This window comes from Chryseotalea sp. (genome assembly GCF_057350905.1).
Genome location: NZ_JBMRCF010000008.1, coordinates 868,653 through 889,822, shown reverse-complemented (window position 1 = coordinate 889,822; position 21,170 = coordinate 868,653). Strand labels below are relative to the sequence as shown.

The window sequence follows — 21,170 nt, the reverse complement described above, 5'->3', positions numbered from 1 at the left end:
CCTCTTTACTTTCATCCAGTCTAATCCAATTTATTGCCTAGACCATCAATTCCTTCACCGCCATCCATGCCATTAAACCACTGCTTATTTTCAAAGCATCTTCATCTATATCAAAAGTGGGCGTGTGTACGTAAGAAGTGATGCCTTTGGCTTCATTTCTAGTTCCCAAACGATAAAAAGATGCGGGTATAATCTGTGAGTAGTATGCAAAATCTTCAGCGCCAAGCGTAATGTCAATATCTACTACATTATCCTTACCTACATATTCTGTTGCGGCTGCTTTAATGCGTCTTGTTACTTGCGGATCATTTTGAAGAAAGGGATAGCCACGTGAAATATCTACTTCACATTTACCGCCCATGCCTTCTGCTAAACTCTCTGCCATTTTCTTAATTCTTCTTAAGCCTTCTTCTCTCCACTCTTCATTCATGGCGCGGAAAGTACCCGCAATGTTTACTTCCATGGGAATAACATTGGTTGTAGCACCTCCCTCAATCTTTCCAAATGTTAAAACAGTAGGTTGCTTAGGGCTTGCATTGCGACTGATAATTTGTTGTAATGAAACAATAATGTTACAGGCGATCACAATCGGATCTATGGTAAGTTCCGGAGCGGCACCATGGCCTCCTTTACCAATTACTTTCAAATAGATTTCATCGGCACTCGCCATGTACATACCTTCACGAAAACCAATTTTACCTGCTGGCAATAGCGGAAACACATGCTGCCCGATAATGCTGGCTGGTTGTGGATTTTGTAGCGCCCCATCGCGAATCATGTACGATGCACCTCCTGGATTTTTCTCTTCACCTGGTTGAAAAAGAAATCTGATAGTGCCATCAAATTCATCACGCAGTTGATGAAGGATTTTTACTGTGCCCAACAAAGATGAAGTATGTACATCGTGGCCACAGGCATGCATTACACCTGGATTCTTTGATTTATACGAAACCTCATTGACTTCAACAATCGGTAAAGCATCCATGTCGGCACGAAGTGCAATTGTTTTTGTTGTTGGATTTTTTCCGTGTACCTCTACCAGCAGTCCTGTACCTGCCACTGACTTAGGCACTAAACCGAAAGATCTCAGTTGCGAATCAACATACTTTACCGTTTCAAATTCCTGGTAGGATAGTTCCGGATTTGCATGCAGATGTCGCCTCCAGATAATTACATCTTCCGTATATTGATTTGCAAGTACTTTAATTTTATCTAAAAGATTCATGCTTTCTTACAACTTAAAAATTATCTATCGATTCTTAATACTTTGCATGGCTTTTGCAAAAGCATTTTGAATTTCTTCACTTCTTCTATGTTTATTCTCTTTCACAATCCACTTGCCGTGCATGATTGTTCCCAACACCATGGCACTATCCGTGGCATACACAATACTGGCCATTAGTTTTTCCTTTGAAGTATTGGCCAACAATGGGGCAGCCGCATCATACACTACTGCATGAAAAGCTTCTCCGATTACAAAGGGTGATGTTTCTCCTAAGCCCATGGCCATTCTTCCATTGGTAATTTCTGTCTGCACCATGTAGGCAGCTGCATCACCTTCAAAAGTATTGCGTTGATTTGTAATTAACCTTTGTCGGTAGTCAATCATACGAAATTCTTCCAATGGATTAATGCCGATATGACTGTCTGTACCAATACACCACCTTCCACCTGCCTTTACATAATCTTTCATTCTGAAAATACCATCGCCAAGATTTCCTTCTGTAGAAGGGCACAATACCACATCCGCTTTTGCTTTTGCTAAACCTTTTACTTCATCATCTGATAAATGTGTAGCGTGCACCAAATGGAATCGTTCATCAACAGGAAGATTATTCAACAACCATTCGGCCGGGCGTTGCTTAGTATACGCCAGGCAATCTTCGATTTCTTTTTTCTGCTCTGCTACATGTAAATGAAAAGGAATGTCTTTTGGTCCTTGTTGATATGTAGTTTTAATGTCTTGTAGATCAACAGCTCGCAATGAGTGTACACTAAAGCCAAGTTTTGCATGTGTATGGTGTTTCACTACTGCTGCTGAATCATCGAGCAGATGAAAATAGTCTTCAACAGTTCTGGAAATAAACCTTCTTTGTCTTGCTTGAGGCTCAAGGCCAAACCCACCTTTTTGATAGAAAACAGGAATGAGTGTAATGTTGATACCTGCCGTGGCTGCTGCCACCACCATTCTCTCGCCCATCTCTGCCAAATTGCTATAGGGTCTGCCCTCTTTATCGTGGTGCAGATAATGAAACTCAACTACATGTGTATAGCCATGCCTGACCATCTCAGCATATAACATGGCAGCTATGGCCTCTGCCTCATCAGGATTGACAGCAAGTGCACATTGGTACATGGCTTCGCGCCAGGTCCAAAAATCATCGTTGGTGCCCGGGGCATGCTGTTCAGCTAAACCCGCCATGGCATATTGAAATGCATGCGAGTGTGCATTTTGGAATCCAGGCAATGCGATCCCGCTTACATACTCGATAGCCGCTGCCTGTGTTGGTGCTTCAGAGGAAATTGATAGAATACAACCACGCTCATCCAGCGAAACAAAGGCTGGCGCGAGCCAGGCCTGGTTATGCCAAAGTTGATTAAATCGAAGTATCTTATGTAGTCTAGCTTGCATTGTCATTATTTCAAAGTAAAAATCAATTGGGTCAACACCGTTTTTAACAGGTTTCTCATTTTTGCTGCTCTTTCTTCATTATAGTTTTTTTCCTGCTCATCCATATACATTGTTTTACTCATTTCCAATTGCAGGGCATGTACCTGGTTGGCAGGCTTTCCAAAATGTCTGGTAATATAACCACCTTTAAATGGATGATTGTGTGAAACCGAGTAATCACTTTTCGACAAAGCACCCAGTGCTGTATCAATAATTTCCCCTGATGCAGAAGCACCATCCGCATTACCCAAAATTAAATCTGGAAATTTATCTTTATAAATGGTTGGCACTTGCTGACGGATGGAGTGGCAATCCCATAACAAAACTTTACCAAATTTTTGTTTTTTTGCATCAATCAGTTCAGTAAGCTTATCATGATAAGGCTTGTAGTATTGTTGCACGCGCCTATGCACTTCCTGTTGGTCAACTTCTTTTCTCTCATCGTTATAAACAGGGTCGCCAAAAAAAGTTGTGGTTGGACAGAGTGCTGTTATAATTCTTCCGTCAGTATAAAGAGGTTTACTTTCAGGATCACGGTTTAAGTCAATCACCCAACGACTATAATTTGCGTGAATCATAGTAATGCCTAAGGACGGTGCAAAGTCATATAACTTATGCACAAACCAATCAGTGTCGTCTGGCGCCTCGCTTAGCTCTTTTTTAAATTCGCTCTTTAATTCGTCAGGAAAAGCTGTACCACAATGTGGCACACTAAGTATAATAGGGACTTCAGGGGCAGCTGCTTGTTTTATAAAATAGGTCTCACTCATTTAAGTCTTTGTTCACATTCAATCAATTTTATTTGGCAAACTTGCTCTGCACGAAAAGCATGTTCTGCATTTATTGCAGCCAGTCTCTGTGCCTCCTCAGCATTTTCCTTCAGCTTTTCGCTTAACGCTTTCTGAAGTTGCACTTCACCCCTTTGAACATAGGCAAAAACACTCGAACAAATTAACAATGCAAACAGCGCTAATAGTATTATCTTATTTCTGCTGGCTGATTTTTTCAGTTGCTGGATTTCAGCATTCAATGCTTGTATGTCTTCCATAAAACCTATTTAGTGTTTGCTCTGCATTGATCCAAGGCCTTCAGTGCTTCTCCCAGTCTTATGTTCGCCTCTGCCGCTGCTTGCTCTGCTTCCAATCTGTACTTCTCTGCCAATACTTTTACCTGCTCCGCTTCTTTTGCAATTCTCTCAACTTCCTCGCTACGGGTAAACGCATAGACCATTGAAAGCAAGGCAACCACTAATGAGGTCGCCAAGACAATTGCTGTTATTCTGGCTCTTCTTACTTGTTGTTTATCTAAAGACTTTTCCATTACTCTTTCTTCTTTACGCGCTTTTTCTTAGTGCTTTTATCTTGCTCCGCTTCAGGTATCTCTTTTCTATTAAAATTATCTGACTTCTGCTGAGCTTGTTTTAATTGCTCTTGCGCCATTTTCATTGCCATTATTGCCTGCTGCTTTTGCTGTAAAGCTTCACGCTGAAAGTATGCCTTGTCAAAAGCAAATGCTTTTTTTAAGTATATGATGCGTTGATACGATTCGTTAATGCGTTTTTCACTGATGGTACCATTCTGCACAAGCTTTTTGATAATGCCATGTACTTTATCAACGGTACGCTCTTCACTACCTGATATGTTATTAGAGAATGTCATCACATCAACACCAGCCAGAATAGCCAGCTTAATAGCTTCTTCCAATCCATAATGTTTAGTAATCGCATGCATCTGCATATCGTCAGAAAAGACAACACCTGTATAGCCAATATCTTTTCTCAATAACTTACCAAGAATACTGTCTGATAAAGTTCCGGGTAAGCCTCGGGCATCCAGTTTTTTGTTCACGATGTGTGCACTCATTACACCATCTACACAGCCCTCCTGCAACAACTTCTTATAGGGCATTAATTCACTTTCGTTCCACGTATTGGTTACATCTGCTATACCTAAATGGGTATCGTCTTTAGAGCTACCATGTCCTGGAAAATGTTTTAATACGGTTAAAACACCTAGTTTACGATGAGCTTCAATAAATACTTTTGCCATCATGCTTACGGTATCAGCATTCGCTGAATAGGAGCGTTCTACTTTTGCAATAATTGGATTGTTAGGATTGCTGGCAAGGTCTACCGTTGGGGCAAAATTTACATTGATGCCCAATCCAGCCAGAGTTGCAGCCGTAGCTTCTGCATAGAAACGTACTGTGTCCATTGATTTACTCTTGCCAGCATAGGCAGCAGAGACCGACCGTGGGAATCCATACTTTTCTTTTAAGCGATTAACGCGACCACCCTCCTGATCAATAGCAATAAAAAGCGGTATCTCAGCCGCCTGTTGATAGGACCAGATTATTTTCTTTAAGGCCACATAAGAATTCGACTTTGGTATATTCTTTTCGAAAATGATAATAGAACCTACTTTCCCATCTTTAATCTCCTTAAGTACTTTTTCATCAACTTTTGTATCAGCGAAACCAATCAATAGCATTTGCCCAATCTTTATAGAGAGGCTGTCAGTTTGGGAGAATGATGTACTGATGACACCAATGCTTAAGAGGCATGTAAAAATCAATTTCATGTGTTATTTTTTATTAGGGCTACACGGAATACCAAGCTATTATCCTCTTTGGAGTCGCATACCGTGTGTGCATATTTCATTACTTATAGTTATCTCTGATGTACTCCAATATGTTTTGCATATTTCTCCGGATATCGGAAGTGGATGCAAGATAGTGACTGTTCATAAAAGAAAAGATCAGGGTTTTACCAGAACGGGTAATTAAATATCCACTTAAGCTGTGATTATTCGCCAGGGTGCCGGTCTTGCCGAAAATATAGGGCTCCTCTGCCTTGTACCAGTTGGCAACAGTGCCGTTTACTCCACCCGTAGCCAATAAGGGGAGCAATCTTTCTCGAGGTACTTTCTGATAAATCTTTTTCCAAACTGCAACGATACTCCTGGGGGTAAATAAATTATAGCGGGAAAGTCCAGAGCCATCAACCCAGCGCATCTTATCTGGCAAATCACTCAGGTAACTTTGTTGCATCATGCGCATTGCTGGAAGTATACTTAATGAATCGCTCAGCGTGGCGGAGCAGGCTAACAAAAGCTGTTCTGCCAAAAAATTATCGCTATCCTGCATCATTACTTTGTAGATGCTGTCAACAGGCGTATTAAAAAATAAGTTGGCATCTCTGCGTACAGGTTTAGTGATGTAGTCAACCTGTCTGCGAAGTGTGTCTTGCAGAAGTTGGCGTGTGAGGGAGTCGCTTGTGCGAAAAGGTGTTTCAATTATTTTAGTTCGAATGCGGGTAGAGGGATAAAAGGTGAAAAGATTTTGATCTTTTTCACGCAGCAATTCGGGGCTTTTCTTCTCTTCAGCAACCTTGATGCTGTTTGCAAAGAAGGGCGGTTCAATAAACAGGGTGGCTGAGTCGAAGGTAGCTTTTACTAAATTACTGTATATTGGAAAGGGAGATTTTTCAGGTTGGTAAGAACCATTGTAGTCATCCCAGGCCCAGCCGCTACCGAAAGCTTCTTCATAAAAATGATTTGTCGACAGGTAAATCTTACTTCCTGCATTCTTCAAAAAATTAAATGCAGCAGGATTATGATAAACCTTAGCATTTAAGAAACTAGGATCACCCATCGCCCAAACAATTAATGAATCATTGGATTGCTTGTATTTGAATGCCGGAAGGGAATCGCCCAACATTGTAAGGCAGGTGTAAAAAGTCAGGATTTTAGTATTCGAAGCAGGTGTAAAGTAACGGTCTGCATTATATTCAAATACAGTTTTGCTGCTTTCAAGATCATACAATGAAAACCCTGTGTGATCCTGAAATTTTATTTCACTGTCATTAAAATTCCTCTCCAGTGATTTTTGAAAACGCGGGGTGCAGGCGTATGAGAAAATTAAAGCTAAAAGAAAAGCTGCGTATCTCATTTGACAAATGCTGGTAGGTATCGCTCCTGTAAAACAGTCCTGTGGTGCGTTTCATGGCCAGCAACAACATAGCCCAAGGCTAATACTGATATTTCAGTATTATTTGCCTTGCCTTTTCTGTCAAGCATTTCAGGGTTTAGGTTTCTGAACAAATCCAGTGTACTAATTCTCAGGTTATGCATTTCTCTCGCAAGTTGTGCAATACTTCTGCCGTGTGCATTTGCTTCTGGAGCATAGGCGTTTTCATCAAAGCCATGCAGTTCCGTTCTATCATTTCTTGAAAAACGTAAGGCCCGGTAGCAAAAAATTCTTTCTGCGTCCATCATGTGGCAGAGCAATTCCTTAATGCTCCATTTACCTGTATCGTAACGAAAGTCTCCCTTCGTTTCGGGAATTGTGGTTAAAATCTCTTGTAATTTTTGCTGACTGCTTTGTAAGGCTTCCATAAGCGGAACCTCATAAACATGTTTCACATAGGTTTGATAGTATGACGGAACAGAATCAAAGTTAATGTATTGCATAATCGCTGCTTAAAGATTGGGAATTACTAATTTTATCGTTGTGCCTTTACCATATTCACTTATAATATTGATGTTGCCGTTCAGCTTATCCACAGCCTGTTTCACAATATACATACCCAGCCCGGATCCTTCTGACTTTTCTGTTGCCCGGAAAAACATATCAAAAATCTTATCGAGGTATTCTTTCTGAATGCCAATACCATTGTCTTCAAATGTAATAGAGGCTCTCATTGTATTTACATCAATCGTTACTTTTAAATAGCTTTTTACATTACTATTATAATATTTAAATGCGTTTGAAATTATATTGCCAAATATGAGTTTTAATGTCATCTCATCTGATCTAAACTTTGTTTTATTTTTACATTTAAGATTGATGTTCAGTTTTTTAAAGTTTTCCAGGTACTCTAATTCTTTTATACTGGCGGTAATCAGTTCATCCAGTACCACCTCGCTGGTTATAATCTCTGCCCGGCTTACTTTAGCATAACTGAGCATTGACCGGACAAACTCATCTAGTTTTCTTACACGTCCTTCAATCTTATCAAGATACTCATTCACTCTTTCCTTCTCGCTGTCGAATTTGGCCAGGTTAATAAGTCCTAGCACTGAACTTAGTGGAGATCGCAAATCGTGTGACGTTTTATACATAAACTGATCCAATTCAAAATTGCGTTCTGACAATTCCTCCATGGTCATTTTTAAATCCTGTTCACGTGCCTCGAGCTTCCAATTCTGGTTTATTAACTCTTCATTTAGTGCCCTGATTTTTTGTTCGTTTTGCTTACGCATGGTGATGTCGCGAACGAAAGCTGCCGCTCCGCTTATTCTGCCATCGATATCTTTAACTGGGCTGTATGACACCTCCACAACATTTTTTGATGGCAATGTCATTTCGATGTTAAAATACTCACCCCTCAGGGAGCGTTTAAGATTTTCTTCCAGGTTTGGATAATCTGATTTTGGAAAGACCTTGAGCACGCTATCGCCCACCTTAATTTTCTTGCCAGATGATTTGAAGGCTCGCTCTTCATGCGATCGGTTGAATATCAGGTATCTAAGATTCTGATCAACAGCAAAAATTCTGTCCTTTGTGCTTTCCAAGACTGCTGTAAGATTAGAAAGAAGTTGCTTTGCCTTCTCCTCGGTTTGCTTTTGATCTGTTATGTCCACTACAAACATAGCCGCCCCCTGCAATTCGTTCTTTTTCCCTTTAATCGGATTAAAAGTAATGCGTACAGTCCTGTTAGGATAGTTTTCGTAATGGACTTTATATTCCTTTATAAAGCGCTCACCGTCTATGGCACGCTTGATCTCATCAGGATACCATGATTCGTCAACAGATCCTTTTAAATAATTTCTTAGGTCTCCTCCAATCGCTATTTCCTGATTGTAGAGGAGCTTCATTATCTTCTTATGATTCTCATTAAAGGCAAGATATCGAAATTTTTTATCAAGCGCGTAGATGGATTCCTGCGTGCTCTCCATAATTGCGCGGAGATTTGAGTGCAGTTGAAGAAACTCATCTTCCTTGCTCTTGATTTCTGTAATGTCGCGAACAACACCATCCATAATATAGGTGCCGTCTTCAGCCTTAAACATGGTACTGTTAAGAGATCCCCAAAAAGTACTGCCATCCTTTCTGCGATAGAGCACTTCAGCATTACTTACCTTCGTAGTTTTCTTCTGGTCGTTAATGAGTCGCTTGCGATCCAGTGGGTTGGCATAGAATTTTACTGGCGAGACCTTCAATACTTCTTCCAGATTTTTGTAGCCAAACATTTTTACGTACGATTCATTTACATAAATCAAACCTTTGCTTGGTGAGCTTCTGAAAAAACCTTCCTGTACGTTATTACTGATGGAGGAAAGGAGTTGTTGACTTGCCTGGAATTTCAGTTCGGATTTTTTTTGCTCGGTAATGTCCTGTACTGTTCCAATATACTGGGTTCTGCGATCGGGAGACGACAATAAGCTTATCGTCATTTTTACCCATATTTTCTTTTTATTTTTTTTATAAAACTGCAGCTCTTGATTTCGAACAACCTTTTCCTGCGCCATCAGACTCAGGATATACAGGCGCTGGGCATCATCTACATAAAAATCACGTGGTCTTGTCTTCGCTAATTCTTCAAAAGATTTATATCCCGACATTCTCAGAAATGCCTGATTGGCATATAAAAACTTCTCGCCAAACTCTCCTAAAAAGATTCCTTCCTCTAAATTTTCATTAATCGTTTCTAGCAGTTCCTGAAACTGCGCTGATTTTTCTTCGGCCTCTTTACGCTCACTAATATTTCTAAAGTTGGAGACTATGCCCTGCACTTCAGGCAGGTGCAGTTGATTTGTGAGTGTAGTCTCTCCCCAGCGGAAATAGCCCTTTTTGTGCAGCAACCTTTGCTGAAAGGTTACGCTCTCGCCTGGTTTTAAATTGTAAAAGATTTTACGGATTTTATCTGCTTCATCCGGATGTACAAAGTCCGATCCCTTTCTGCCTAATAAATCTTTCTCTGTATATCCACCAAAACGTTGTAAGAAAGGACTTGCATAACGAATGACACCCTTTGCGTCATACAAAACTATGCCATCGTGGGCATGCTCTATAAGCGCCTTAAAGCGTGTCTCCTCTAAAACACCAAATGTAGTGTTCTTCTTTTTAGCCATGCATTAGAATTCTGTGAACAATGCATCTGGCAAGTCATCATTTACACTTACTTCTTTAGGTCCTTTGCCATCTGATCGCTCTGCCGAAAGCATTATTTTCCCGTATTGCTTATAGTTATCAAAGGGCCATATTGCTGAGGCCGTATCTTGTGTTGCTTTCTCAAAGTATGCCCATTGTTTTACGAGATTATCTTTGCGATCTACGTAAACATGATATTTATTTTCTGGTGTTGAGCCCACATTTTCGAAGGTAAGTTGCAGTACGTTACAGAAGCCGCCTGTTTGGAGTGTATCTTCTCCTAAATACTTTAAGGTAACGCCTGAATCCTTCAGTTTAAAAGGCATTACCAGCCAGTATGAATCGTTAATCCAGATTCTCTCAGCTCGTTTCAACATGGCATTCAGTGTGTCTGGTTCTGTCAGTTCAGTGTTTTTAACACGCACCCTTCCTTTACCTGTTTTCATATCTAACAAGTATATGGTGCTGTCGGACAAGGATTCTATTCTTACTCTTGCCTCTTGTTTATCCCACACCAGTTTTCTGCGTCCGAAAAAATTCCAGCTGATAAAGCGTGTCTGATCCCAGGCTGCTCTACCACCTTGAGCGCGCATAACGCTATCGGCCAGTTCTATCGCGGCAGGGTCAGAAAAATCTATGTTAAAACCTGCTGCCGGAGGGTTCTGATAACCCGATGCATTATTACTGTTTTGCTGCGGCTGACAAGCCATGGTTAATAATGCCAGTACAAGGGGGACGGAGAGTCGTTTCATGTGTTTATCATTTTATATAAAGGTCTCTGACCTTATGCCTTAAGTGCTTGTTGCCACCAGGATGGAATACCTCAATTAACCCAGCAAGTTAATGCTAAACGTTAGGGGCATTTCATGGGTGATTTTTAACCTAAGATACTATTTATCCCCGGTAGTAGGCTTTCTTAATGTAGGATTTATAATCTGATAAAGCTTGTTCTTTTCATTGGTTGAAAACATCACCTTTCGCAGGAACATTTCCACCGGAAGCACTAAAAAAGCAATGCCTACCTGCAATCCGAAATCCATGACGGGGCTTGTTGTGACGAAATAGGTACCCACAGCTGCCTGAATCAATGTGATCAATAATACAATGGTAAGCATGGATAACATTTGTGCAATTAATCTATACCGGTTGTTTAAAGCCTGAAGACGCATTGACAGTACAACTAATACACTGAAAACAGCAAACTCCATGGCATAGAACCAGGGAGTTTTCCAAAATGGCGGGTTAATGCGAACTCTAATACTTTCTAACTCACTGATTCTACCCAAGGCATCTCTGGTTTGAAACTTAAGTGTATAGTTGCCAAGTGCCAGGTAAGGGAAATTAAAAACATTATTGCTTGTCCAATCCGACCAGCCACCATCTGATTCTGAGCCCTCTAGTGAATAGCGATACTGGGCTCCCAGTTGAGAACCAAATGTTGCTTGCACAATTTCAACATTGAGCTGGCCTCCATCCTGTTCTAACTTGTAGAAAGGAAGATTAACAGGAAAATATGATTGCTGGTTGCGAATAGAGCGGATCATGAAAGGGTAGGTATTAGCCTGTTGTAATGATTTATTAGAATAGAAGCGAAACAATTCATTGTCTTTAGTGACTACCCATAAGGCATCATCATTCCCTTCTTCGGCATCAATATACCGCAGCTCGGCAAATACATTAAGGTACTCCAGGTTCTGATGGTTTTCAAAAGAGCCAAGACATCTCCACATTTCTTTATAGCGGTACCATAGGTTGTCGTCAGTTGCAAAAAATTGTGATGGCTTACCCAGTGAATCAATTACACGAACAGCCCCTCCGTTTACAGTATAAAAACCATTTGTGTTAACCAACAACATGGCATCCCCATATTTAATGGATTCACTATGATCCAATGCCGGATTAGTAAAGGCGTATGGCTTCAAGGTTTTGTCATTGGCAAATCCGTAAAGTGTTTTAGATCCTGTTATCCAAAGTGTACCCTTTGCATCTTCTACAAAAGAGCTGATATCGTCATGTATATCTTCTATTAAAGTAGTTTCGCCTTTTTCAGTCCACGAAAAAACCCTGCCTCTGTAAGTTTCACCAACGATACCGTATTTGCTGCTAGATGCAATTACTTCTACAGGCTCCTGTACAAGTGGTTTTGCTTTAACGTCTTCAATTTTAAACAGCCCGGAAAGGCCAGATGCATAGAGTGAACCATTATGATCTACCAGTTTTTCAATTTTAGTCTGAATGCCCTCTACTTTTTTGAAAGAGTAAGTGCTTCCCATCAGTACTTTACGAACCTGTCTTATCTTGGTTATAACGGTTTCTGTCCTCTCTTCTGTGGCTGGCTTAACTTCTGTTTCTTCTTTCTTCTTTTTGGATCGGAACAAGCCTCTGCGTTTTGTGGTCTGCTCCGCAACTTCTTCTTGCGGAACAACCGCTACTTGTTTTGTTATAGTACCCTTCTTTTCAACAAAATAAATTTCATCCATGTACTGGTCCTCTTTGGTCAATGTAAATAGACCCACAGAAGTACCCACAAACACGCGACCTTTAAAGGTTTTGGCACAGAGTATATTTCCGCTTAAACCCGTGTAGTGATTAAAAGAACGAAAAGGCAATTCAGGCGCTATGCAACTAAAACCATACTCGTGACCCACCCAGACATTCCCTTCTGAATCGCGCCTCATACAATACACTTCATTGTCAGGCAGGCCTGAGTAATAATTTATTATCTCCTCTGTTTTTCCTGTTTGTGGATCAATAAAAACCACACCACCATTCAGGGTTCCCAAAGCAATCAGTTTATCATTAACCCATGCGCCACTGACTACTACACCAGACTGCAGGTATTTTGCATCATTCAGTACAATCTCTTTCAAAGAAGTTGTACCCTTGGCCAGATAATATTTTTGATCTTCGGTAACAACAAAATAGTTTTCGTTAAAGGAAAGCACCAGGTCAACACCTTGTAAGGATCCTAAATCAGCATTTACCAGATTAGCGCCTTCAACTTTATAATTTTTGCCGCTAAATGTAGCTGCATACACATTACCTGATAATTCAAATAGATTAGAGAAGCCCTCCTCTCCTGCAGGCAATTTTATTCTACCAATTTTTTTGTCACTTACCTGATAGGTAATCAGCTCATTTTCTGTAATAAAAAAGAGGATCCCTTTATTGCTTACACTCTCGAAATAATCGCTGCCCGGGGTGGAAACAATGGGCTTAAGTTGCAAACTATAGTCGGAGGCAGTAATGACCTGGCCAATCACACCTTCTCCACTTGCAAATACTTGCTGTCCATCTGTGCTCAGTGAATATATAATTGAGGGGGTTGCAATGGTTCGCCAGTTATGACCATCAAATTGTGTCAGCCCTTTGCGACTGGCAAAGTACATTAGGCCGTTAGCATCCTGAGTCATGTCAAAACTAAGTGCGCCTGCTTGCCTGTCTTGTGAGTAATGCGAAATATAATAATGACCAGGTTGGGCCACTGCAGGCAAACCCATAATTAAAAGAAGAAGTGATTGCAATAAGGTTCTCATGACTGGGGAATGAAAAAGCCAAAGTTAAGCTTTAAAATAAAAAAGGTGGACATAAATGTCCACCTCTATAGTAATGGTGCGGTATACTATTTGGCTACAAACACAAAATCGCTGCCCGGAGCATTGTCTCCAAACTCGCCAAATCTTGGCTGAATCTTCAATTTCTCAACGTAAGAGTAGATTTCAGGCAAGGTTAAAATCCCATCTCTACCTCCTCTGGCCCGCAATGCCTCAATCAGGTTTTTTGCAAAGGGTGAGTGCTTGCCGGGGATACCGTCAGAAACATACGTTTTACCCCCTGAGGTTAAAAACCTTCTTGTTTTGTAGGTAAGCTTGCGGGCAATAAATTCTGCTGTGTTTTGCTCTTTGTAAACCTCATCATCTATACCCCTGGATGAGGCCAAGGCCGCATCAAAGGTACCGCCAAAGCAAACATCCATGGCCAGAAAAATATGTTCGCAGGGTATGTTATTGATGATCGAGCGAAGACGGTTGTGTGAGAGGTAGGTTGTTTTTGCCTCATCATTAATCAAAGACTCGCGTGTTACCACAAAACCCTCTCCAAAAGTTTGGTCATAGTTACCATGTCCGGCAAAGAAGATGAGCAGTTGATCCAAAGGCTTGTACTTCTTCTCGGCATATTCACGAATCTTCTTAAGCACTTCCGCTTGAGTACCGTTTTCAACAATATCCACTTTAAAACCATAAGTGTTTTTCAATTCGTTGGCAATGGTGCGCGAGTCGAATACAGGGTTAACCAAATCGCCCCAGTGGTCATATTCATCGGTGGCAAAAATCAAGGCATAGTCAGTGCGGTCCAGCTTTGTTGCGTCTGCAAGTGCTGCCGAGCCTACGGTTACTTTTCTATAGCTTACCGTTTTTTGTCCGTCTACATTCTCTGCAATAATTTCAAGCAGGTTATCACCTTCCATCAGTGTAATGTTCCGTTCTACCACAGTGTGCAATTTTTCAGCATCTGTCGGTTGAATGGAAGAACTGCCACGGGAAGCCGACTGCTCACTCTCTTTCACATTAATGATAATACTCTTGATGGGTTTGTCTGAATCTATTTCTACCCTGATCTTAAACTTGTTCTCTTGTGCATAATTAGTTTCCTGCACAGGCGTAATCCAGTTGATTACCGGAATAGTGGTGTAGGCGAGTTTTTTAGGATCGCTGAAATCCACCTCAAAATCATTTGTACGCGTACTCACGTTTTGAGCCATGGCAACCACCACGCTCAGAATCGTTAACGCTAATGAGAAGAGTCCTTTTTTCATATATTATTTGTTTACCATCACTTTTATTTGTTTCGAGCTTCTGCCTGTTTTATTAACAACATTTACTGATATTAATAATAAGCCTTCGCGATTACTTAATGAGGAGGCATCAAATGAAAGCTCATGATATCCGCCATTAAATACACCATGTGCCACTGTACCAAGACTTCTGCCCATGGCATCACTTATTTCTAAAGAAACTTGTTGCTGTTCTCCTCCATTTTCAGGTAATGAGAATCTAACAGTGGTTTCTTTATTTGTTGGATTAGGATACGCACTACCAACAGCAAAATTCTCTGCACCAATTTTTTCCATCAGGTTTACTCCAAAGTAAACCTTGAATGTTGAAGATTGTTTCGGATCAAAAGTATACTCGCTTGACTCTCTCAAATTGATTAACTGCATGTTGCGGACATCAAAGAGCATTATTTCTTTATTGTTGTTGCCAAAATCAGTGTTATTCCATCGTATGGTTGCCAATCCTGCAAGGTTTGAATTAACAGAGAACTCCCATTCTTGATAAGCTGCTGTCGGCACTATATCGCGCGTAAAACGTTTAAAGATATGTTCCGGATGTTCAAAGTTTATTTCAGCGTAATCAAAGAATCTTGGTGGGTTAACATCATCAAACTCATCGTAGCTTACAGAAGCTGATGGGTTCATACCTACGGCCGCGAAAATATTAGTAATATGATTATGTTCTAGTGTAAATGGAAGATGCCAGCTTTCATCATCAAGGTTAGATGTGAAGACAGGCTGATTGGTGCGTGTACCAGATGTCTGACCAGGGAAAGGTATCTGTATCGTTACGGCCGTAGTTACATTTACAAAACCACCATCTCCTGGCTGTAAAATATTTCCATTACCATAGCTGCCACTCGCAAATATTTTCAGTGCACCTACATTAGCCGTTGCATTGTTAAAATTCCTTACCTCTTCCCAATTAATGGCTACGGTATATGGGTTACCAATCTGATTCCAGCCCTGCACAAGATTAAGACTAAATAGATTTTCCCTATCATAATCAGGGGAGGTGGCATTGGCAAAAGAAATTTGTTTGCTATCACCTTTATAGTTAATAAAGTAGCCCTTCCCTCTTTCTGTAGTGGAGAAGGTTGGATATTCTTCCCAAGCATCCTTATTGTTTACCTTATTATAGCGGAGCATGCGCCATGTAGCACCACCCTCCTGCTCACCCAGAGTTGAAAATATAGTTGATATGTTAAAGTTACCCCCTTGAAGTTGGTAGGGTATTGAAATGATTTTCCAGCTACCCACATTTCCAGCACCGGTGAGTGTAATACTAGGGGCATTCGCTGCATTAAAACGTATTGAGGTTTTATGATATGTATCTAATTCTAGTGGGCTTCTTTTTGTATTCCCAGCTAAATCAGTAGCTACAAAATAATATTCAATACCCATATCGTCCGCCATGGTACTGGTAAGTTGAGTTGTCCAGTTGTTTCCATTGCTATTGGTTGCAGCCACCTGGCTAAAGGTGTTATCAGAAACTTTTTTATGGAAAAATGTAAGTCCCGTTACGGCTTTATTATCTGTTGCAACTATACTTAATGTTTGAGGAGAAAATCCCTTGTCAAGCGTATTCGCTGATGAAGGATCGTACACTATATCAGGTGCCGTTACATCAGGTGCCTCACTAGTTGTAAATGCCCAGGTTCCAGTTGCAATACCAGCATATTCATTACCTACATTATCTGTAAATGCCCCGGCATCAAGAGTTACATTGAGCAATTTCTCAAAGGGCCACCCAGCTATGGGCGCATTAAATGTAATAGCATTACCGGCCATTGCACCCGTGGTTACATCGGCATCAAGCAAGGTTGTTGTTCCATCTAACACTTTGATATTTTTCCCAGCAACGGCTACAACTGCGCCACTGAAGGTGATGACAAGCCCTTGACTAACGCTAATATTAGACGAAGCATTGGTTGGAGAAAGACTAGCCAATTGAGGTCCGTTACCCACTGTGAATGTCCAAGTGCTACCACTAATAACACTGGATAAGTTTGCATAAATATCTCTAAACGCCCCAGCCTCAATACTCACCTGATAGGTAACACCTAACTCTAACCTATTAGGCAGTGTAAATTCGTATTTATTGCCTGTTTTAACTGCTGTAGTAACATCAATTGAAAAAATTTGAGTAGCAGGATCGCTGCTCTTAACCACAATCAATCTTTTAGCTGCAATAGGTGTTGAAGCTTCGTTGAGTGTAATTTCAAGTTTCGTGGAGGCAGCCACGTTTGTAGCACCACTAGCTGGCAGTAAGGTAAGCGCTTGTGGTCCTATACCATCTTCCACCACCAGTAATGTTTGGTTGGCTGCTACATTGGTAATCGTTTGCTGTAATCCTGACGGCCAGAACACCCGGACTGTGGCACTGCTTTGATTTGCCAAACCAAAGTGAGCAGTTAAGCTGCTTGTACTGCCATACCCTGATAGTGCTTCAATAGCACGCATTTGGGTTTTAGCATTGGGTGTTGTTATCTCTATTCTTGCACCAATCCCTGACCTATTCGAGTTTACACCCTGTAGTTTTACTTTAAGCCATCGTGTACTTGTGCCTGTAACTAAAGAATTTTTTAACACAATGGTTGGAAAGTTTGCAACGTTTTTTCCTGTTGCTATATCAAGTGTTCCATTATTATCATAATCAGAAAAAGCAAAGGCTATATTGGTTCTGGTAGCATCTGAAGCTACTAAGTATTCTTGGGCGGTATACTTGCTGAAGTTACCAACGCCATCATTAATATATAATACTGCCTGTAGACTGTTGGCCACAACCATATCCAAATCTCCATCATTATCGATATCGCCCCAGGCACTTCCAAAAGATTGAACACTTTTAGCTTCAGACAACAAGTTACCAGTCATCTTTGTAAATGTTCCGTCTCCATTATTACGGTATAACATACTTGATGTTGCTGCACCATTCTCAACAATGTAAACATCTAAATCAAGATCATTATCGTAATCACCCCAAGACAAGGATCGTGAACCCATAGCGTAGTCTTGCTCAAAGACGGTTCCTGTTACTGGTGTAAATGTTCCGTCTCCATTGTTTCTGTAGAGTTGGTCATAATCTGTAACTGTTGTTCCGAACCTGCTTCTTATGAAATCCTGATCACCGTCTTTATCATAATCTGCCCAACTTCCGCCTCTGGACACTGTAGCTTCAGCTGCTATTTCGCCTAGTTCAAAGGCTTCAAACTCGCCACTGCTATTCTGTGTAAAAAATCTAAAAAATGTAGATGTCGTAGAAACGTCATCAGAGAATACTACATCAAGTCTGCCGTCATTATTAAAGTCTGCCATTGAAGCAAACCAGTTTAAACCAAAATTATTTGGCAATATCAGGTTGGTACGAGTAAAGGATTTATTTCTATTGTTGATAAAAACATCTCCTCCTGAAGTAGAACCATTAACAATAATGTCACTATATCCATCATTATTAATGTCTCCTACAGAAATGACACGCAGTGTTGCCGATGCAAAATCAGATAAACCCGGCACTATTGTTTTAGTAAGATTTCCGAGACCATCATTTTCAAAAACTGTAATACCTGTTGCACCTGCAGCTGCATTAAACGGTGTAACTAATAGGTCATCATCGTTATCATTGTCAATGTCTATCCATGCAATTCCTTGGGTAGGAAAATCGTAACCAGTTAAACTAATAGCACTGAATTTTGGTATCTGATAAGCAACTGATACTTCAGCAGAGTTGGTGCTTGCACCACCAAAACTTGTTGCTACTACTCTATAATAATAAGTAGTTCCTGCTGTTAATGTGGTGTTATCAAGGTAAAGAAAAGGGCCTGTAGTAAGTGGCGAACCTATATTTACAAATCCTGCCCCAGCAGTAGTTGATCTTTGCACTTGATATTGCTGGGCATACAATGATGAGCCCCAGTTTACAACGATTTCATTAGTGTTTTTAATATAGGCGCCAACATTAGGAGGAGCCACTGGTGCTGGATCTACTGCATTAAGCGTGTAAACAGTTGTTTCTTCTCTGTAGGGAGTGTAATGCGGCCTTGTTTTCCAATGTATCGTTAGGGTATTTGTGTTCGCATCCCAGGTTCCGTTTCCATCGCCATACACGGCAGTACCGGGCGCTAGATAAACAGTTCCGCAGACCTCTCTGATCTGAAACTGTGGTGTTGTTTGAATCACGGGGCTTATGCCACTTACAGCAGTCGGGTTGAGAAGGCCAGTAATTACGTAGGTACCTGAGCCTCCAGTAATGCTCACAGGATTATTACTTCCTGCTAAAGTCTGAGTGGCGGCTGTCCAACTGCGATTTAAAGGAATGGTATAGGTTTGGCAATTAGGCAAGGTGGTAACGGATGTTTCATTTGTGTATGAAGAATTACCTGCTGCACCAACTGCTCTTACCCTGAAGAAGTATAAAGTATTATCAAGGGGTACATTAGTATTTGTAATTACAGTGCTGAAAGAATTAGGATTAGCAAAACCGACACTATCGAAAGCTGTGTTATTGCCTTGGGAGCGTTCAATAACAAAGTAAGATTCATTGTTAGAGTTGTCGTTCCATTTTAGTGTAAGAGAAAAAGCTGAGTAACTCTCAACAGTTAAGCTCGTTGGGGCAGCTGGAGGAATAACCTGAGCAATACTTTTATATATAGGATTAGAAGGGAAGGATACATATGAAAAATTGGTGTTTGAAATTTCCACATCAGTTGCATATTGACCTTGCGTTAATGCCGTAAAGTTTTCTGTGTTGGTCCAGCTTGTACCACCATCATTACTGATGTAAACATTATTGGCCAAAATATATAGTGTGTTATCAGTTAATGCCTTAATTCTACCATTCCCGAAAGGCGTTGTTTTGGTAGTCCAGGTCTGGCCTCCATCACTGGAGATTAATAATTGATTGTTGCCTGAAAGTACATACAGTTTGCCATTGTTAAAGTGAATATCTCTGATCAGGTTATTGGCAATTGGGAGTGTGGTTATTTCAGTAGCTACACCTGTAGAACTATTGATTTTAAAGATCTTTTCAGTATTTGAACTGTAATCATAGATCATAAGATAAACATTGTTCGAAACATCAGCGAAAAAGTTGCCTATTTCGATATAACTATTGTTCGGGTTAGGTAAGCCTGTCGTGTTTACCGTACTAACCGTTACACCTAAATCGGATGAAGAAGTTACCGCATATACATAATTAGGGTCCTGAAATACACTGTTGATAGAAAACACGTTCGAACCAGTGCCTACGGCAAAATTATAGCAGTTGTTTGTATTAAGTAATGTCCAGGTAGATCCATTATCTGTTGATCGAATTAAACCATTACCATAACCAAGAATTGAAGTTCCTGCTTTTGTAAGACCAACAATCTGTCTGCCAGTCTCCCCACTTGTTAGTGGATCCCAGCTTACACCATCATCTGTCGAAATATTAATTCCGTAAGGATAGCCGTAAGCTTGCAAGATTCTACCGTTATCTGTAAGCAGAATATCTATTTCATAGCTAGTGAAAATGCCTGAATTGCTGCTAAACCAATTTGCACCACCGTCAACCGTTTTATAAAGGGCTATCTGTTGTATACCATAAAAAAATTCTGTTGAGGAAAGAAAAAAGGGTTTGGTAATTTGCCCATATAATCCAACAGGCATAGGGGATTTTATACTGGTCCAACTTGCACCAGCATTTGAACTTTTCCACAAGTATTGTTCATTGAACACATAAATATTTCCTGCTGGATCTTTCTCAACACTTGCAGAATAACTGAAACAACAATCTGTAATACCTGATGGTGCTACACCCTTTGTACTTGCCCAATTAGCTCCATTGTTTGTTGATTTAAATATATCGGTATACGTTAAGAGGTAAAAATTGGCACCGTCTATTAAAAGAGAATAGGCGTTTAAATTTGTGAGACCTGTGTTTTGCACTGCAAAGGATAAACCGCTATCGGTCGATCGATACAATCCAACACCATCAAGCAACACAAACAAATGGCCAGAACCATTTATCTCAAAATCAGTAACACTATTCTGCGGTAGACTGCTGTACCTGGTTGACCAGGTGGATCCTCCATTGGTTGATCTATAAACAACCCCATTGTATCCTACGATGTAAAAATGCCCATTGGGCGCCTTCTGAATAAAGCGGCTGTTAACAAATCCTGAGTTTGCCGCCAAAATCCAGTTCTGACCATTATCCGTAGATGTATAGAGTTGAGAACTTGATAGTGCAAATAATTTATTGGCTGACTCATCCAAGATAATGTCATTAAAATAGAAGTTGGAAATACCTGTGTTAGATCTTACCCAGGTAGCACCATTATCGGTACTTCTTATTATTCCTCCTGACCCTTCCGATATACCTACCAGCACACCACTACTACTCACTATTTTTTTGGGTGATCCTGTATTTGGTCCGTTTAAAGATGCATAGTTGGTTTGTGCAAAACCACTTAACGAAAATGCTGTCAATAAAATGAGTAAATATCCTTTCATACACTTATGCTAACTCGATGT

General features: G+C 40.5%; 13 protein-coding genes. All 13 read right to left on the bottom strand.

The genetic code is table 11. The features are described 5' to 3' along the window. Positions 1-37: 37 nt before the first annotated feature. The 13 genes from ACO1XM_RS12405 to ACO1XM_RS12345 all read right to left on the bottom strand — a co-directional run bounded on the left by ACO1XM_RS12405 (position 38) and on the right by ACO1XM_RS12345 (position 21,149). Positions 38-1,225 (bottom strand): M20 metallopeptidase family protein, encoded by a 1,188-nt coding sequence (locus ACO1XM_RS12405; protein ID WP_486229370.1) that lies wholly within the window; start codon positions 1,223-1,225, stop codon positions 38-40. 24 nt (positions 1,226-1,249) lie between these two features. Beyond that, entirely contained in the window at positions 1,250-2,632 is a 1,383-nt protein-coding gene (gene hutF, locus ACO1XM_RS12400; protein ID WP_486229368.1) for a formimidoylglutamate deiminase, read from the bottom strand. Positions 2,633-2,637: 5 nt separating this feature from the next. Continuing rightward, entirely contained in the window at positions 2,638-3,441 is an 804-nt protein-coding gene (locus ACO1XM_RS12395; RefSeq protein ID WP_486229366.1) for an N-formylglutamate amidohydrolase, read from the bottom strand. Further along, positions 3,438-3,719 carry a hypothetical protein gene (locus tag ACO1XM_RS12390; RefSeq protein ID WP_486229364.1) on the bottom strand — a complete coding sequence of 94 codons (282 nt, stop codon included), beginning with the start codon at positions 3,717-3,719 and terminating at the stop codon, positions 3,438-3,440. The genes ACO1XM_RS12395 and ACO1XM_RS12390 overlap by 4 nt, the downstream gene beginning before the upstream one ends. A gap of 5 nt (positions 3,720-3,724) precedes the next feature. Further along, positions 3,725-3,991, bottom strand: coding sequence for a hypothetical protein (locus tag ACO1XM_RS12385; protein WP_486229362.1), 267 nt, complete (start codon positions 3,989-3,991; stop codon positions 3,725-3,727). Further along, positions 3,991-5,250, bottom strand: coding sequence for a glycoside hydrolase family 3 protein (locus ACO1XM_RS12380; protein WP_486229360.1), 1,260 nt, complete (start codon positions 5,248-5,250; stop codon positions 3,991-3,993). The genes ACO1XM_RS12385 and ACO1XM_RS12380 overlap by 1 nt, the downstream gene beginning before the upstream one ends. A 79-nt stretch (positions 5,251-5,329) precedes the next feature. Next, entirely contained in the window at positions 5,330-6,619 is a 1,290-nt protein-coding gene (locus tag ACO1XM_RS12375; protein ID WP_486229358.1) for a D-alanyl-D-alanine carboxypeptidase/D-alanyl-D-alanine-endopeptidase, read from the bottom strand. Next, positions 6,616-7,140, bottom strand: coding sequence for a DinB family protein (locus ACO1XM_RS12370; RefSeq protein WP_486229356.1), 525 nt, complete (start codon positions 7,138-7,140; stop codon positions 6,616-6,618). The genes ACO1XM_RS12375 and ACO1XM_RS12370 overlap by 4 nt, the downstream gene beginning before the upstream one ends. Positions 7,141-7,149: 9 nt before the next feature. Beyond that, a complete protein-coding gene (locus ACO1XM_RS12365) occupies positions 7,150-9,804 on the bottom strand; it encodes a PAS domain-containing sensor histidine kinase (RefSeq protein WP_486229354.1) in 2,655 nt (884 codons plus the stop codon). 3 nt (positions 9,805-9,807) lie between these two features. Beyond that, the gene (locus tag ACO1XM_RS12360) at positions 9,808-10,575 is read right to left on the bottom strand and encodes a hypothetical protein (protein ID WP_486229352.1); all 768 of its coding nucleotides are present in this window, start codon (positions 10,573-10,575) and stop codon (positions 9,808-9,810) included. A gap of 138 nt (positions 10,576-10,713) precedes the next feature. Beyond that, positions 10,714-13,359 (bottom strand): two-component regulator propeller domain-containing protein, encoded by a 2,646-nt coding sequence (locus tag ACO1XM_RS12355; RefSeq protein ID WP_486229350.1) that lies wholly within the window; start codon positions 13,357-13,359, stop codon positions 10,714-10,716. An 86-nt stretch (positions 13,360-13,445) separates the two neighbouring features. Next, entirely contained in the window at positions 13,446-14,639 is a 1,194-nt protein-coding gene (locus tag ACO1XM_RS12350) for a caspase family protein (protein WP_486229348.1), read from the bottom strand. Positions 14,640-14,642: 3 nt separating this feature from the next. Continuing rightward, positions 14,643-21,149: an FG-GAP-like repeat-containing protein gene (locus ACO1XM_RS12345; protein ID WP_486229345.1), complete on the bottom strand. Its 6,507-nt coding sequence runs from the start codon at positions 21,147-21,149 to the stop codon at positions 14,643-14,645. Positions 21,150-21,170: the final 21 nt, after the last annotated feature.